This window comes from Mesorhizobium sp. P5_C1 (genome assembly GCF_054049815.1).
In genome coordinates this window covers 1-15,654 of sequence record NZ_JBFULQ010000097.1, presented here as the reverse complement: position 1 = coordinate 15,654, position 15,654 = coordinate 1, and the positions used below count along the sequence as shown (strand labels likewise).

Genomic DNA, 15,654 nt, shown 5'->3' with positions numbered 1-15,654 from the left:
CCTATTCCCAACGCGGCGAAGGCCAGTGTTGGACCATCCCGTCGCAGGTGTACAAGATGGACGGCCACGAGTTCAATCAGCGTCTGGCGCTCGGCGTGGTCGCTGGCGAAGCCGGCGAGTTCGAACACCGCCGTCACGGTCTCATTCGCCGGTAGCTGCTGGCTCAAAAGCTCCGTTAATGCTGCATCGAGTGGGTCGGTGAAATGGCCCTCCGGCAAGGTCTTTCCCCGCGCAGCGCAGGCGGCGATCCAGGCGGCGACCACCAGCGTGAGATGGACCAATTCGGTGCCGGCTTCCAAGCACTCCAATGCCGATGCGACGATGCGTTGCGGCAGCTTCTGGCTGCCGTCATTGGCGATCTGCGCCGTACGGTGGGCAAGAGCGGTGTTCGAAAAACGCTCGGTAAGCTCGGCCGTATAGGCTGATGTATCGAGGCCGGCATCCTCCGGCAGCGTTGAAATGGCTTCGGCCCACAATGCATCGACGAACTGCCGGATTGCCGGGTCGGCGAAGGCGCGGTCGACGGTGGCATGACCGCTGAGCAGGCCGAGATAGGCGATGCCCGAATGCGCGCCGTTCAGCAGCCTGAGCTTCATGTCCTCGAAGGGGCCGACATCGCTGACCATGGTGACGCCGAACCGTTCCCAGGCTGGCCGGCCCTCCGGAAAATTGTCCTCGATCACCCATTGGCAGAACGGCTCGGTCATGACCGGCCAGGCGTCCTCGACGCCGAGTTCGGTAGCAATCCGCGCCCGGTCGGCGTCTGTGGTGGCCGGCACGATGCGATCGACCATGCTGGAGGGAAAAGCGACCTGGTCGGCGATGTGACTGGCGAGGCCGCTATCGGCCTTCGCTGCGTGCCTGGCATCGCCTGATTGGGCGAGCCTGGCATCGCGCAATTCGGCGAACTCGATCAGCAGCCGGTGCAGCGTCGCACCATTGGCCGGCAGGTTGTCGCAGCAGAGCACGGTGAAGGGCGGCGTGCCGGCGGCGCGTCGCCGCGCAAGCGCCTCGGCGAGAAAACCATGCGCTGTCTTCGGCATTTGCGGATTTGCCAGATCATGGACGATATCGGGATGAGCGGTGTCCAGCCCGCCGCCGGCGGCCCTGAGATAGGCCTTTTCGGTGATCGTCAGCGTCACGATGCGGGTGCGCGGATCGGTCAGCGCGGCCAGCACCGCGCCCGGGTCCTCCGGCGCCACCAGCATCGACGCGATGGAGCCGATGACGCGAAGCTTTTCCTCGCCGCTGCTCCTGATCGCCAGCGTGTAGAGCCCGTCCTGCGGCGAGAGCGCATCGCGTGTGTCGGCGCTGCGCAGTGAAACGCCGACGATACCCCAACTCGTGTCTCCTGCCGCCAGGCAGTCGTCGACATAGGCTGCCTGATGGGCGCGATGGAAGGCGCCGACGCCGAGATGCACGATACCGGGGACGACGAGGCTGCGATCATACAAAGGAGTCGCGGCCGACGCCGGCAAAGTATGTGCCGTCATCGCGGAAAGGCGCCTGGTTGGCGTGGCGCGGCTAGTCTGGCTGGACGGCATGAGATCGCCTCTGAGATGGGTCGGCAAGCGACGTAACATCCGATTTCTTGCCACACAATGGTAGGAACAGTCATCATACAACAATCTAATTTTTGTATGTTGACATTATTTCTTGCCGACCCTACCGATAGCGGCCTTGGGAGGATCGTCGTGGCACTGACCAATGCGGATTTGCTGTTTCCCGCCGACGCGCATTCGCGCTCCATCGCCCGCGATCTCTATGCCGGGATAAAGGACCTGCCTATCGTCAGCCCGCATGGTCACACCGATCCGCGCTGGTATGCGCTGAACGAGCCGTTCCCGGATCCGGCGCAATTGCTCATCGTGCCCGACCATTACATCTTCCGCATGCTGTTCAGCCAGGGCGTTCGCCTCGAGGATCTCGGCGTGGCGACCTTGGACGGCGCGCCGGTGGAAACCGATGGCAGGGCGATCTGGCGGCGTTTTGCCGACAACTACTTCCTCTTCCGCGGCACGCCGACCCGGCTGTGGTTCGACCATGTGCTGGCGCATCTGTTCGGCATCGACGAACCGCTGAACGCGGCGACTGCCGACCGTCACTACGACACCATCGCGACGGTGCTGCAATGGGAGAATTTCCGCCCGCGCGCGCTGTTCGAGCGCTTCAACATCGAGGTCATCGCAACGACGGAAGGCGCACTCGACGACCTCAGATGGCACCAGATGATCCGCGACAGCGGCTGGGAAGGCAAGGTCATCACAGCCTACCGGCCGGACGCCGTCGTCGATCCGGACTTCGAAGGGTTTTCGGCCAATCTCGACAAGCTTGGCGAAATCACCGGCTGCGACACCGGCAACTGGACCGGCTATCTCGATGCCCACCGTCAGCGACGTGCTTTCTTCAAAAGCTATGGTGCGACCTCGTCCGATCACGGCCATCCGACGGCCGAGACCGCCAATCTTTCCGATGCGGCGGCCGAGGAACTGTTCAACCGTGTGCGCCATGGTTCGGACGACGAGCGCGAAAAGCGGCTGTTCCGCGCCCAGATGCTGACCGAAATGGCCAAGATGAGCCGGGATGACGGGCTTGTGCTGCAGATCCATCCCGGTTCATGGCGAAACCATTCGCCGTCTATTTTCCAGAAGTTCGGTCGCGACAAGGGTTTCGATATCCCGACCCGGACCGACTATGTCACGGCGCTGAAGCCACTGCTTGATTGCGTCGGCCTGGAACGGGACCTGACAATCATCCTCTTCACGCTCGACGAGACCAGCTATGCGCGCGAACTGGCGCCGCTCGCCGGCACCTATCCGGCGCTGAAGCTCGGGCCGGCCTGGTGGTTCCACGACAGCCCGGAGGGCATGCGTCGCTTCCGCGAGATGACCACCGAAACGGCCGGTTTCTACAACACCGTCGGCTTCAACGACGACACCCGCGCCTTTCCGTCCATACCGGCGCGCCACGATGTGGCGCGGCGGGTCGACTGCGCGTTCCTGGCGCGTCTCGTCGCCGAGCATCGGCTGCGCGAGGACGAGGCGCACGAGCTGGCGCGGGACCTTGCCTACACGCTTGCCAAGAAGGCGTACCGGCTCTGAACCGGGGGAAGCGATGCGCTCGATCCGGCGCGAGTGCCGTGGTTCTCGGGCTTATGACCTATATTCCGGCCATCTCGCTCTGGTTGCCGGCGTGTTCAAATAGGGGGCGACATGGCATCGGATACCGCAACCGACCTCAGGGTCGAGAGAAAACCAAAGCTGTCGGAGACCGTCGTCGCGGCGATCCGCAAGCAGCTGCAGGCGGGCGAGGTCCTGCCAGGCCACAAATTGCCGACCGAAGGCCAGTTGACCGAGACCTTCGGCGTCAGCCGCACCGTCATCCGCGAAGCCCTGGCCAAGCTTGCCGCCGACGGCCTGGTCGAGCCGCGACAGGGTGCCGGCGTCTTCGTCACCGAGCACATCTCGACGATGTTCGGCGCGCTGGCCGCCGACATGGGCAGCAAGGATTCGATCGCGCTCAACGTGCTCGAAGTGCGGCTGGCGATCGAAATCGAATCGGCCGGGCTTGCCGCCATCCGCCGCAACGCCGCGCAGGAGGCGGCGATCCAGGAAGCCTTCTTCGAGTTCGAACGGCTGCTGCTCGCCAGCGAGCCGACCGGGCCGGCCGACCTCGCCTTCCACCGGGCGATCGCCAGCGCCACCAACAATCCCTTCTATGTCGAGATGCTCGACGTGCTCGGCCGGCGCGCCATTCCGTGTGACGTGACCTCGCCCTGGTCGACCGAGCTGGTGCAATCCGACACATATCAGCGCGGGCTGCAGCGCGAGCATCTGGTGATCCTCAATGCGATCACATCAGGCGATGCCGAAGCCGCGCGCGAGGCGATGCGCGCGCACCTCAGCGCCAGCCAACAGCGCTACCGCGAGCGGCTGCATGCAAGGCAGGTTTTCTATGCCAGTTCGGTCAAGGGCGCTGCCGGCGAATGACCCATCTCAAGTCAGGACTGCAATGAGCCAGAGCCATACCGACTACACATCGCGCTTCGCCATCGATCCTATTGCCGCCGCGGCGATGGGAACCGACGAACTGCGGCACAATTTCCACATCGACGACCTGTTCCAGCCCGGCCGTATCAGCCTGACCTACACCCACTACGATCGCATGATCGTCGGCGGCGCCGTGCCGACTGAGGCACCGCTTCAGCTGGAGGCGATCAAGCCGACCGGGACCAAGGATTTTCTCGACCGCCGCGAGCTGATCGCCGTCAACATCGGCGGCGCCGGTGTCGTCACGGCCGGCGGCCAACCTTATGAATTGCAGGCGCGCGACATGCTCTATCTCGGCATGGGCAGCAAGGATGTGTCGTTCGCCTCGGCGGATAAAACCGCGCCGGCTAAATTCTACCTGCTCAGCGCGTCGGCGCATCAGGCCTGGCCGAGCCGGCTGATCCGCATCGGTGACGCCAAGCGTCTCGACCTCGGCAGCAAGGATAGCTGCAACGAGCGCTCGATCTTCCAGTTCATCCATGCCGAGGGTGCAAGAACCTGCCAGCTGGTGGTCGGCATGACCCAGCTGGCGCCGGGCTCGGTGTGGAACACAATGCCCTGCCATGTGCATGACCGGCGCATGGAAGCCTATCTCTATTTTGACCTGGCCGAGACGGCGCGTGTTTTCCACTTCATGGGTGAGCCGGACGAGACCCGTCATATCGTCATGGGCAACGAGGAGGCGGTGCTGTCGCCGGGCTGGTCGATCCACTCTGGCGCCGGCACTTCGAACTACGCCTTCATCTGGGCGATGGCCGGCGACAATGTCGACTATACCGATGTTGACCCGGTGGCATTGGACGACTTGCGATGAGCGACCTTTCCGCCTTCAGCCTGGCCGGCAAACGCATTCTCGTCACCGGCGCCAACACCGGTATCGGTCAAGGCATAGCCGTCTCGATCGCGCGTGCCGGCGGCGCGGTGATCGGCGTCGGCCGCTCCTCTATGGACGATACGGCAAGCAAGGTTGCCTCAGCCGGTGGGCAATTCGAGGCGGTAAGCGCCGACCTTGCCGACACGGCAGCCGCCGGCCCGATGCTGGACCGGATCTGGGACGAAAGCGGCCCGCTCGACGGGCTGGTCAACAATGCCGGTATCATCCGGCGCGCCGATGCCGTCGATTTGAGCGAAACCGACTGGGACGACGTCATGGACGTCAATTTGAAGACGGCCTTCCTGCTCTGCCAATCCTTCGCCAGACTCGCGCTTGCTGGCGAGCGGCAAGGCAAGATCGTCAACATCGCCTCGGTGCTGAGCTTCCAGGGCGGCATCCGCGTCGCGTCCTACACCGCCTCGAAACATGGCGTGCTCGGTATCACCCGGCTGCTCGCTTGCGAATGGGCGGCAAAAGGCATCAACGTCAACGCCATCGCGCCCGGCTATATCGAGACAAACAACACGCAGGCGCTGCGTGCCGATCCCGACCGCAGTGCCGCCATCCTGGCGCGTATCCCTGCCGGGCGCTGGGGCGAAGCGGAAGACATTGGCGACGCCGCCGTCTTCCTGCTGGCGCCGGCGTCGAACTACATGCATGGCGCGGTGGTGCCGGTGGATGGCGGCTGGCTGGCGCGATGAGGAGATGACGATGGCTGACCCGAAGATTTTCGCGCATGCCGGCGAGGGCGTCTGGACGGCGACGCCGGATGGCAACAGGCGGCGCGTCCTGCTGCACACCGATGAACTGATGATGGTCGAATTCGGTTTCGACGAGGGCGGCGTCGGTGCCCTGCATTCGCACCCGCATGTCCAGGCAAGCTATGTCGCGGAGGGTCGCTTCGAGGTGACCATCGGCGGCCGGACCGAAATCATCGCGGCCGGCGGCAGCTTCATCGTGCCGTCCAATCTGGTGCACGGCGTCAAGGCACTGGAGGCGGGGCGGCTGGTCGACAGTTTCACGCCGCATCGCGCCGATTTTCTCGCCTAGTCCACGATTTGCTTAGCCAAGGCTGCGAGATCGAGCGCGGGGAATGACCCGCGCCCCAAAGAGGCGCGGGTTGTTGCCTGGGCGCTTGTGGCGCCGCGGTACTCTAGACATGACCGCAGGATGTGGAGCCTGCCGTATCATCGTGAACATAGGCTTAACGCGCCTACAACCGATGGCTGTTCCAGAGCGGTTTCATCGTTTCACGGAAACGGAGAACCGCTCTATCTCTTTGTTTTGACGCAATTCCCYCAGGGAAAGCGCTACGCGCTTTTCCCGGGAAAATCGTTTGACAACTTTTTTGGAATTGCTCGAGGTCAGGTGATGTGCCGGAGCAGGCTGAAAATCCGCTCGAACGTCTTGCCATAGGGCGGGCGCAGCAAGCCTCCCGCGCTCAGCCTCGACTGCAGGAAAATCGGCTTCTGCTTGCTGAAGGTGCGGAAACCCCATTCGCCGTGATAGGCGCCCATGCCGCTGGCGCCGACGCCGCCGAAGGGCTGGTTCTCCTGCACCAGATGCAGCATGCAGTCGTTGATGGTGACGCCGCCGGCGACCGTCTCGTGCAGGATGCGTTGACGGTTGCGGCTGTCACGCCCGAACCAATAGAGCGCCAGCGGCCGGTCCGCGCGGTTCACATGGTCGATCGCCTCGTCGACGGTGGCGTATTCGACGATCGGCAGCACCGGCCCGAAAATCTCCTCGCGCATCAGCCGCAGATTCGGGCCGGCATTGCGAACCAAGGTCGGCAGCAACTTCCGGCTGGCGGCCCCGAACGCCTCGCCCGCCGGGTTGATTTCGATGACATCGGCGCCGGTATCGCGGGCTTCGGTGATCATGTCGCGCAGGCGCCGGTAATGCCGCTCGCTGATGATGGCGGTATAATCGGGGTTGTCACGCAAGGTCGGGTAGAGCCGCGCTATCGCCGTCGCGAGCTTCGCGGCGACGGTGCCTGCCTGCCCTTGCGGCACCAGCAGATAGTCCGGCGCGATACAGGTCTGCCCGGCATTCAACAGCTTGCCATAGGCGATGCTGGCTGCCGCCGCATCGAGGTCGCAGGACGGATCGAAGATTGCCGGCGATTTGCCGCCGAGTTCGAGCGTGACCGGGGTCAGGTTGGCGGCGGCGGCGATCGCAACCTGGCGGCCGACCGCGGTCGAACCGGTGAACAGCAGATGATCGAAAGGCATCGACACGAAGGCCTTGCCCATCTCCGCATCGCCGGTGGTGACGCTGAGCTCGTCGGGTGCGAAATGCTCGCCGGCCAGTTGCGCCAGCAACTCCGAAAAAGCCGGCGTCAGTTCGGACGGCTTGACGAGCACGCGATTGCCGGCGGCAAGTGCGGCGGTCATCGGCGCGACGGCGAGCTGGAAGGGATAATTCCAGGGCGAGACGATCCCGACGACACCGAGCGGCTGCGCGACGAGGCGATTTCTGCCGGGCAGGAACGGCATGGTGGTGGCAACGCGACGTTCTCGCATCCAGCCCTTCAGGTGAGACAGCGTGTGGCGGATGCCGGCGCGCACGACAAACAGTTCCGCCAGGCGCGTCTCATGCGCGGAGCGGCCGCCAAAGTCGGCGTCGATCGCCGCGCAGATCTCAGCCTCATGCCTCTCGGTCAGCGCCAACAGGCGTTTCAGGCGGTCCTTGCGGACGCCAATGTCCGGGAAAGGCTGCGCCTCGAAGGCGGTACGCTGCAGCTGAAACCGCTCGCCGAGAGCATCTTGTCTGGTCTGCAGCATAGAGCGCCCTCCCTGGCCTTGGTCGGGACAAGCTTACATCGCAGCGGGTGAGGGAATCCAGCGGAGTGCAGGTGTCGCAAGGGAAGGGACAGCCTCTGTCTCCAACATGGGTCCCATCGCCGCCATGGTGCAGCCCGGCGATGTCAACGAACCGAGGTTCCCGCAAAGGGCCGTTGTGGTTGGATGACGGCTGCGCTACTCCAAGGCGTCACGCGGAGAGTCGTTTTGATCGGTTTCCACATCCTCTCCAATCCACCAAAAATCGTTTCCGGCCCGGTGTCCGACTGATGCAGGCACAGGCAGCGAGCGTTCGGGCCGAGGACCCCAAGCGGCGCGTCCTGAAGGACGTGTTCGGCTTCGACGATTTTCGCCCCGGCCAGGCCGATGTCATGGACGCGCTGCTGGCCGGGCGTCATGTGTTGGCCGTCATGCCGACGGGTGCGGGCAAGTCGCTTTGCTACCAGGTGCCGGCGCTGGTTCTGGGCGGGTTGACCATCGTCGTTTCGCCGCTGGTGGCGTTGATGCAGGATCAGGTCGCCGCCTTGCGCCTTGCCGGCGTTGCCGCCGATACGATCAATTCCTCGATCGACCGCGAGGCCAATGTCGCCGCCTGGCGTCGCGTCGCGGCGGGCCAGACTCGGCTGCTCTATCTCGCGCCGGAGCGGCTGATGACCGAGCGGATGCTCGATGCGCTGGCCAGGCTCGACGTCAGCCTGATCGCCGTCGACGAGGCGCATTGCATCTCGCAATGGGGGCCGGCGTTCCGGCGCGAATATGAAGATCTGTCGCGGCTGCGCGGCATCTTCCCCAACGTGCCGATCATCGCTCTGACGGCGACGGCGGACGAGGGCACGCGCACCGACATCGAGGCGCGGCTGTTCGCCGAGCGGGTCGAGACCCTGGTGCTGGGCTTCGACCGGCCGAACATCAAGCTTGGCATCGCGGCCAAGCAGGACAGCAAGCGCCAGTTGCTGAGCTTCGTMGAGCGCCATCCCGGCCGCAGCGGCATCGTCTATTGCCTGTCGCGCAAGAAGACGGAAGAGATGGCGGCCTTCCTCGAGAAGAACGGCGTCACCGCGCTCGCCTACCATGCCGGCATGAGCAAGGACGCGCGCGACGCCAACCAGAACAGCTTCATGACCCTGTCCGGTGTCGTCATGGTGGCGACCATCGCCTTCGGCATGGGCATCGACAAGCCTGATGTCGCCTATGTCTTCCACACCGATCTGCCGGGCAGCCTGGAGGCCTATTATCAGGAAATCGGCCGCGCCGGTCGCGACGGGCGACCAGCCGAGGCGCATATGCTGTTCGGCCTTGGCGATATCCGCATGCGGCGGATGTTCATCGACGACGAGGATGCGCCGCCCGAGCACAAGAGGCGCTCGCATGGCCGGCTCGACACGCTTATCGGCTATTGCGAGACGGCGCACTGCCGCCGCCAGGTGCTGCTCGGCTATTTTGGCGAGGAAGCGCCGCCTTGCGGCAATTGCGACACCTGCCTCGACCAGGCGCCACGCGCCGATGGCGTAGCGGAGGCGCGGATCATCCTGTCAGCTGTCGCGCAGAGCGGAGAACGCTTCGGTGCGGGCCATGTCATCGATATCCTGCTCGGCCATGAAACCGAGAAGGTGCTGGCCAGGAACCACCAGAGGCTCTCAAGCTTCGGCAGCGGACTGGAGCACAAGAAGGATTTCTGGCTGTCGCTGATACGGCAGCTCGTCGCGGGTGGTTTCCTGATACCGGATCCCAGCGGCCATGGCGGCCTCGCCATCGTCGAAAAAGGCCATGCGCTTGGCCGTGGCGAAATGCCGTTCCACTACCGCGTCGAAGTGCGCAGCCCCGCCTTGCGCGGCAAGATGCGGTCCGCCCAGGCCGCGGACATGGAAGGCGTGGATGCTTCGCTGCTGGCCGCGCTGAAGACGCTGCGGCTGCGCCTCGCCAAGGAGCGCCAGGTGCCGGCCTATGTGGTGTTTTCCGATCGCACGCTGATCGACATGGCCGAGCGCCGGCCAACCGATCTCGACGCCTTCGCCGAAGTGAATGGCGTCGGGGCGGCGAAGCTCAAGGAATTCGGCCAGGTTTTTCTTGCCGTAATCGCGGGCCACCAGTCGGGTGGCTGAGGGCTGAGGGCGACACGCGTCGGCAGCAGCGCATCTCATTGTCGCACTCTTCGTGCATCCGACGGGAACAAGCGCACTGCCATTTTTCCGGCGGCGAAACCGATCCGCAAGCCGGCCATTTTCGTGGCCACCTTACAAATCCGTAATGTCGCGGGGCAGCGCCGATAAGCTAAAGATTCCAACAATGAGGCACGGAGAATGCGAAGGGTGAGCATTTGAATGGGGCAATGTCGCCATCGCCGCCGCGGGTTCATCGCAAACGGCAGACCTCCGGCTTTCGACGCGGACTGAACCGATGCGTCCATACGATCAAGTGGGCGGCGCTTCGTTGGATATTCCGCCGCGACATCGCCGCCATCCAGTCCAAACTCGGTGCCGAACCCTTCGCGGCGATCCTCGAGAAGTATCCAGACATTCCCCTGAAGCCCGTCCGATGCTACCTGACGACCTCGCTGAGGCGCGGACATCGCCGGGTCGCCGTCGTCGGTCATTACGTCGCGGCGGCGCAACTCTTCACCGACGCCGCCCTGATCAGGAGCCACACTGGCGGCCAACAGTTGCTGGATCTCTCGACCACGGCGGGCAACGTCACGGTTGAACTGACCGGCCAGGACAAGTTGTACAGGGAGGCTGAATGTCGCCTGCTCCTGCGCCTGGCCGGGCGACCAATCACCGAGATGGGCCTTGCGATTGTGGATAGACCGCTCCTGCGGCTCAGCGGGCAGGGACACGTGCTTTGGATCGGTGCGCTCAAGTCCGCATCGGTTGGAGTGCAAGGTCTTGATGATGCGCGCACGCTGACGAAGGCCATGGAAGGACTGCGACCCAAAACACTGTTGCTGCTGGTGGCCCAGGCGCTCGCACGCTCCCTCGACATTTCGGGTCTTGTTGCCGCGTCGAACGCGGGCCATGTCTTTGCAAACGACTTTGCCCTGCGCCACCGCATTTCCGCAGACTACGACAGCTTCTGGGCCGAATCCGGGGGCAGCCGGGTCCACCTGACGATGTTCGGCTGAATACAAACCGAACAAGCGGGCACAGCTACGCAGGCGCCAGCATCTCGAGCTGGAGATCGCCCGCCGCGTGGGCGAGGCGATCAAGCCATTGCGCCGCACCTGACAACTTTGCAGACCTTGCGAATTCGTACGCCGGCACCTGTCGGAAGCCGTGCCCTGGTCATCAGGCCATTCTAAGCGCGAAGGTCTGTTGTGATGCCTGCCCGATACAAAAGCACCGTCACGGTGGCGTCAACCGGTTACACAGGGCAGGAAATATCTCCGACCTTCTGGGAGGAGCGGCGTTTCAGCGTACCCAGAGGCTGCGTGGGCGTGTCGTCGGTTGGCTGTAGCGCGGCGACTGGAACGCTCCACGCCTCGCAAGCGGAATAGCGAAATCTTGTGAAGGCAAGGTCAAGCTGCGTTCTCCGTTCTGTATCGGCGACGGTCGGAGACTGGGAGAGATGGATACCATGCACGGGAGGCGTCTGGAAGTCGGCAGGGCATGGATGCGGGGCGGCCCGCGTGCAGGCGCCTGGCTGAGCAGTGAAATGACCACGCAGCGCCATCTCGCGGCGATCCTGGCTTGCGACGTGGTCGGCTATTCGCGGCTGACGGAGCGCGACGAGCGCGGCACGCTCGAGCGGCTGAAGATCTACCGTAAGGACCTCCTCGAACCGCTGGTCTCCGAGCACCAGGGTCGGATCGTCAAGCTCACCGGCGACGGCATGCTGTGCGAGTTCGCGAGCGTCGTTAACGCGGTGACCTCGGCGATGGCGATCCAGCAGGCCTTGGCAGAACACGAGGCGGAGGCGCCCGAGGAAGAGCGGATACGCTTGCGCATCGGCATCAATCTCGGCGACGTGGTCTGCGAGGAGGACGGCGACCTCTACGGGGACGGTGTCAACATCGCCGCTCGCCTCGAAAGCGTCGCCGATCCCGGCACCGTGGTCGTCTCGGGCACCGCCTACGACCACCTTGAGGGCAAGCTCGACTGCGGCTTCACGCCGCTCGGCGAGCTGCGCCTCAAGAACATCGAGCGGCCTGTGCGCGCCTACCGCGTCGAGACAGACGCCAGCGTCTCGGTGGCTGCACCGCCTGCCCTGCCCGAGAAACCCTCGATCGCGGTTCTGCCTTTCACCAACATGAGCGGCGACCCCGACCAGGAGTACTTCGCCGACGGGCTGGTGGAGGACATCATCACGGGATTGAGCCGGGTGAACTCCTTCTTCGTGATCGCCCGCAACTCGTCCTTCACCTACAAGGGCCGGGCGGTGGACCTGCGCCAGGTCGGGCGCGAACTGGGCGTCCGCTACGTGCTCGAAGGCAGCATCCGCAGAGCAGGATCGCGGGTGCGCATCAGCGGGCAGTTGGTGGACGCTATCAGCGGACACCATGTCTGGGCCGACCGCTTCGAGGGCGACTTGAGCGACATCTTCGACCTTCAGGACAAGGTGACCGAGAGCGTCGTCGGCGCTGTCGAGCCGAGCATCCGGCTGCAGGAGATCAAGCAGGCGCGCATGAAGCCGACCGACTACATCAGCGCCTACGACCTCTACCTACGCGCGCTGCCGCGCTTCTACAGCATGACGCGCGAAGGCTTTGCCGACGTGCGCCGGCTCATCAACGAGGCGCTCAGCATCGACCCTGGCTTCAACTTGGCAAAGGGACTCGGCGCCTATATCCGCAGCCTGTCCGTGAGCCAGTGCTGGCACGAGCCCGATGATGTCCGAGTCGCCGTGCGCATGGCGCGCGAGGTCCTGGCGGAAGCGCGCGACGACCCCACGAGCCTGCGCTTCGCCGCGCAGGTGATCGCCTACAGCGCGAAGGACTACGAGATGGCGCTGGGCGCGATCGAACGATCCCTGCTGCTCAACCCCAATTCGGCGCAGGGCCATACCGGCAGCGGCTGGGTGAACGCACATGCCAGCCGCCCGCTCGTCGCGATCGAGCACTTTCACAGGGCAATGCGGCTGAGCCCGGTCGACCCCGAGAAGGGCATCGCACTCTCCGGCATCGGAATGAGCTACCTGATGCTCGAGCGCTACGAGGAAGCGCTGGCATGGGGAGAACGCGCGCTGCACGAGATGCCGAACTACGGCTCCTCGCACCGGGTGGTGATCATGGCGCTGGTCAAACTCAACCGGCTGGACGAGGCACAGGCAGCGGCGCGGCGGCTGATGGAGGCGTTTCCGACCTTCACGCTCACCCTGCAGAGACAGATCAACCCGTGGCTGGACAAGGTGTTCGCCGAGCGCTACGTCGAGGCCTTGGGCATCTCCGGTGTGCCGGAGTGATCGTCGCGCCCGCTTGTCCGCGGGATGAGCGCGTAGAGCAGCCCTGAACAGCCGGCGAACTCTCTGTTGGGTTCGCGTCGAACTTCCGTGCGGCACCGCCATTTGGCGGGAGCCTAGGAAGTGAAGGCTTTTCAGATGGTTAGAGGGCCTATTGTAAAACTGGCGGAGAGGGAGGGATTCGAACCCCCGATGGGCTTGCACCCATGCCGCATTTCGAGTGCGGTGCATTCGACCACTCTGCCACCTCTCCGCGGTCATGGTCGGCCGTTGCCGGCGCGGCGCACTAGATAACGGCTGAACGGGCAGGTTACAAGGCCAATCCGCGAGTTATTTGGCTTCCTGGACAAGCGGCGGATTTGCATTGGTACCTGCGGTCAAGCCCACGCGGATTTCCGGCCGCCCGACAGATCCTCGCGTGCCGACGACGGCAACGCCGTGCGGTCGTGTCGACATGGCCAGATGCTTGCCGAGCTAATAACCGTCCCGGCAACGGCTTCGCCTTGACTTGCACCCAACCTTCGGTTAGGGACAGCGCGCAATCGGCGTGGAGGGTTCTTCCGCGCCGCTTGTTTTTTGAACCCGCAGACTGACAAAAAGACGGCCGGACCGCCAGAGGCGGTTCATCAAGGCCGACCGAACAGCGAAAGGCAAAAAATGTTCGCAGTCATTAAAACGGGTGGCAAGCAGTATCGCGTTGCCGCCAACGATCTCCTGAAGATCGAAAAAGTCGAAGCCAGTGTCGGCGATATCGTCGAAATCGGCCACGTTCTCGCGCATGGCGAGGGCGAGAATGTCACGTTCGGCGCGCCGTTCGTCGATGGCGCGGTGGTCACCGCCGAAGTCGTCGAGCAGGGCAAGAACCGCACCGTCATCGCTTTCAAGAAGCGTCGCCGGCAGAATTCGCGCCGCAAGATCGGCCATCGCCAGCTTTTGACCACCGTGCGGATCTCGGAGATCCTGCTGGGTGGCGCCAAGCCGACGAAGACGGCAGCCGTCAAGGCGCCGAAGAAGGAAGCCAAGGCAGAGGCCGCCACCGAAGCGAAGGCGGAAGCCGCGCCGAAGAAGGAGCCCAAGGCCAAGGCAGCCGAGACCGCGGCAGCGCCGCTGTTCAAGGCGCCGAAGGGCGAACCGGACGACCTGACCGTGATCAAGGGCATCGGCCCGGTCGCTGCCAAGGACCTCGGCGAGCAGGGCATCATCACCTTCGCCCAGCTCGCCAAGCTGACCGACAAGGATGTCGCCAAGATCGACGAGCACATGCCCTTCAGCGCCGACCAGATCAAGGACTGGCGCGAGCAGGCCAAGGAATTGGCGGCGAAGTAATTTTCTGGCGACTGGGTCGCCGGAATCGGACTTGAAACGGAACGCGAACGCGTTCATAAGGCCTTTTAGGCGCCTTGCGGCGCAACGGAGTTAGTTAGATGGCACACAAGAAAGCTGGCGGCTCGTCGCGCAACGGTCGCGACTCGCATTCCAAGCGTCTGGGCGTGAAGAAGTTCGGCGGCGAAGCCGTCATCCCGGGCAACATCATCATTCGTCAACGCGGCACGACCTGGCATCCCGGCGTCAATGTCGGCATGGGCACGGACCATACCCTTTTCGCGCTCGAAACCGGCGCCGTGACGTTCAACAAAAAAGCCAACGGCCGAACCTACGTATCGGTCAACCCGATTGCCAAAGCCGCGGAGTAGCCGGTTCCGCACTAGAACACCGGCGCCCATCTCGGGAACCGGTGTCTGGCAAAGCCAGGAAAAGGATCAGGGGAGATGGGTTTCCATCTCCCCTTTTTCTTGGCCTGGAGGACTTTCACATGGTTGCCGAAGCGGAAGACACCGAAGACGAAAGTTACGCGATAGACTGCCCGGTCCTGGTCACCGAGCGGCTGGTGATGCGGGCGCCCCGCGAAGGCGACATCCCGCAACTGGTCGAACTTGCCGACAACCGTCATGTCGCCGAAATGCTGGCCCGGATGCCGCACCCCTATGGTGAGGCCGAGGGACGCGCCTTCCTTGCCATGACCAAGTCGCGCCGCGCCGGCATCGCCTATGCCTTGACGCTGGCCGGCACCGACACCTTCGTCGGCTGCGCCGGTCTCAACACCACCGATCGCGGGCTGGAACTCGGCTACTGGATCGGCGAGCCTCACTGGAAGAAGGGCTATGCGACCGAAGCGGCCCACGCGCTGGTCGACCTCGCCTTCCAGAAGACGTCGATCCAGGTGCTGCATGCCTCGACGCGGGTCATCAATCCGGCCTCGCGCCGCGTCATCCACAAGTGCGGCTTCCAGTATGCCGGCCAGGGCATGTTGAACTCGATCGTCGCCGGCCAGGTGCCGGTCGAGCGCTACCGGCTCGACAGGAAGACCTGGACGAGCCTCAGGAACTGGGTGCATTTTTGAGATGCGTCGATATTCAGGTGAGGCCGGCCTGCGAATGGCGGTTTCCTGCGCTTCCGGTGCTCACGTACTTTAAGTACGCTCCGCTCCGGTTCTCGGAAGCCACCATTCTCGACTCGGCCTGACCTGAATCTCGAC

At 64.1% G+C, this 15,654-nt stretch carries 13 protein-coding genes and 1 tRNA gene; 11 read left to right on the top strand and 3 right to left on the bottom strand.

Going from position 1 to position 15,654, the window contains the following annotated elements:
* A partial coding sequence (locus ACXJ7R_RS10905; protein WP_457151840.1) for a mannitol dehydrogenase family protein occupies nt 1-1,544 on the bottom strand: 1,544 nt, incomplete at its 3' end.
* A 96-nt stretch (nt 1,545-1,640) separates the two neighbouring features.
* On the opposite strand from ACXJ7R_RS10905, the gene uxaC reads away from it, so the two are divergent.
* The 5 genes from uxaC to ACXJ7R_RS10880 all read left to right on the top strand — a co-directional run bounded on the left by uxaC (nt 1,641) and on the right by ACXJ7R_RS10880 (nt 5,973).
* Nucleotides 1,641-3,101, top strand: coding sequence for a glucuronate isomerase (gene uxaC, locus ACXJ7R_RS10900; RefSeq protein WP_457151839.1), 1,461 nt, complete (start codon nt 1,641-1,643; stop codon nt 3,099-3,101).
* A gap of 111 nt (nt 3,102-3,212) precedes the next feature.
* The gene (locus ACXJ7R_RS10895; RefSeq protein WP_457151838.1) at nt 3,213-3,989 is read left to right on the top strand and encodes a FadR/GntR family transcriptional regulator; all 777 of its coding nucleotides are present in this window, start codon (nt 3,213-3,215) and stop codon (nt 3,987-3,989) included.
* Between the two features lie 22 nt (nt 3,990-4,011).
* On the top strand, nt 4,012-4,863 hold the full coding sequence (kduI, locus tag ACXJ7R_RS10890) for a 5-dehydro-4-deoxy-D-glucuronate isomerase (RefSeq protein ID WP_457151837.1): 852 nt from the start codon (nt 4,012-4,014) through the stop codon (nt 4,861-4,863).
* Complete coding sequence (kduD, locus tag ACXJ7R_RS10885) at nt 4,860-5,624, top strand: 2-dehydro-3-deoxy-D-gluconate 5-dehydrogenase KduD (RefSeq protein ID WP_457151836.1); 765 nt, start codon at nt 4,860-4,862, stop codon at nt 5,622-5,624. Before kduI ends, kduD begins: the two co-directional genes overlap by 4 nt.
* Before the next feature lie 10 nt (nt 5,625-5,634).
* Nucleotides 5,635-5,973 (top strand): cupin domain-containing protein, encoded by a 339-nt coding sequence (locus ACXJ7R_RS10880; protein ID WP_457151835.1) that lies wholly within the window; start codon nt 5,635-5,637, stop codon nt 5,971-5,973.
* 314 nt (nt 5,974-6,287) lie between these two features.
* Here ACXJ7R_RS10880 and ACXJ7R_RS10875 read toward each other — a convergent pair whose 3' ends face one another.
* Nucleotides 6,288-7,709 (bottom strand): coniferyl aldehyde dehydrogenase, encoded by a 1,422-nt coding sequence (locus ACXJ7R_RS10875; protein ID WP_457151834.1) that lies wholly within the window; start codon nt 7,707-7,709, stop codon nt 6,288-6,290.
* A gap of 287 nt (nt 7,710-7,996) precedes the next feature.
* Here ACXJ7R_RS10875 and recQ point away from each other — a divergent pair, with 287 nt between their 5' ends.
* The 3 genes from recQ to ACXJ7R_RS10860 all read left to right on the top strand — a co-directional run bounded on the left by recQ (nt 7,997) and on the right by ACXJ7R_RS10860 (nt 13,121).
* Nucleotides 7,997-9,829, top strand: coding sequence for a DNA helicase RecQ (gene recQ, locus ACXJ7R_RS10870; protein ID WP_457151833.1), 1,833 nt, complete (start codon nt 7,997-7,999; stop codon nt 9,827-9,829).
* Nucleotides 9,830-10,056: 227 nt separating this feature from the next.
* Nucleotides 10,057-10,845, top strand: a complete 789-nt coding sequence (locus tag ACXJ7R_RS10865) for a DUF535 family protein (protein ID WP_457151832.1) — start codon at nt 10,057-10,059, stop codon at nt 10,843-10,845.
* 443 nt (nt 10,846-11,288) lie between these two features.
* Nucleotides 11,289-13,121 carry an adenylate/guanylate cyclase domain-containing protein gene (locus ACXJ7R_RS10860; RefSeq protein WP_457151831.1) on the top strand — a complete coding sequence of 611 codons (1,833 nt, stop codon included), beginning with the start codon at nt 11,289-11,291 and terminating at the stop codon, nt 13,119-13,121.
* A 160-nt stretch (nt 13,122-13,281) separates the two neighbouring features.
* Here ACXJ7R_RS10860 and ACXJ7R_RS10855 read toward each other — a convergent pair.
* A tRNA-Ser gene (locus tag ACXJ7R_RS10855) sits at nt 13,282-13,371 on the bottom strand.
* A 404-nt stretch (nt 13,372-13,775) separates the two neighbouring features.
* Here ACXJ7R_RS10855 and ACXJ7R_RS10850 point away from each other — a divergent pair.
* The 3 genes from ACXJ7R_RS10850 to ACXJ7R_RS10840 all read left to right on the top strand — a co-directional run bounded on the left by ACXJ7R_RS10850 (nt 13,776) and on the right by ACXJ7R_RS10840 (nt 15,519).
* Nucleotides 13,776-14,444, top strand: a complete 669-nt coding sequence (locus ACXJ7R_RS10850; RefSeq protein ID WP_457151830.1) for a 50S ribosomal protein L21 — start codon at nt 13,776-13,778, stop codon at nt 14,442-14,444.
* A gap of 98 nt (nt 14,445-14,542) precedes the next feature.
* Nucleotides 14,543-14,812 carry a 50S ribosomal protein L27 gene (rpmA, locus tag ACXJ7R_RS10845; protein WP_013529063.1) on the top strand — a complete coding sequence of 90 codons (270 nt, stop codon included), beginning with the start codon at nt 14,543-14,545 and terminating at the stop codon, nt 14,810-14,812.
* A 119-nt stretch (nt 14,813-14,931) separates the two neighbouring features.
* Nucleotides 14,932-15,519 carry a GNAT family N-acetyltransferase gene (locus ACXJ7R_RS10840; protein WP_457151829.1) on the top strand — a complete coding sequence of 196 codons (588 nt, stop codon included), beginning with the start codon at nt 14,932-14,934 and terminating at the stop codon, nt 15,517-15,519.
* Nucleotides 15,520-15,654: the final 135 nt, after the last annotated feature.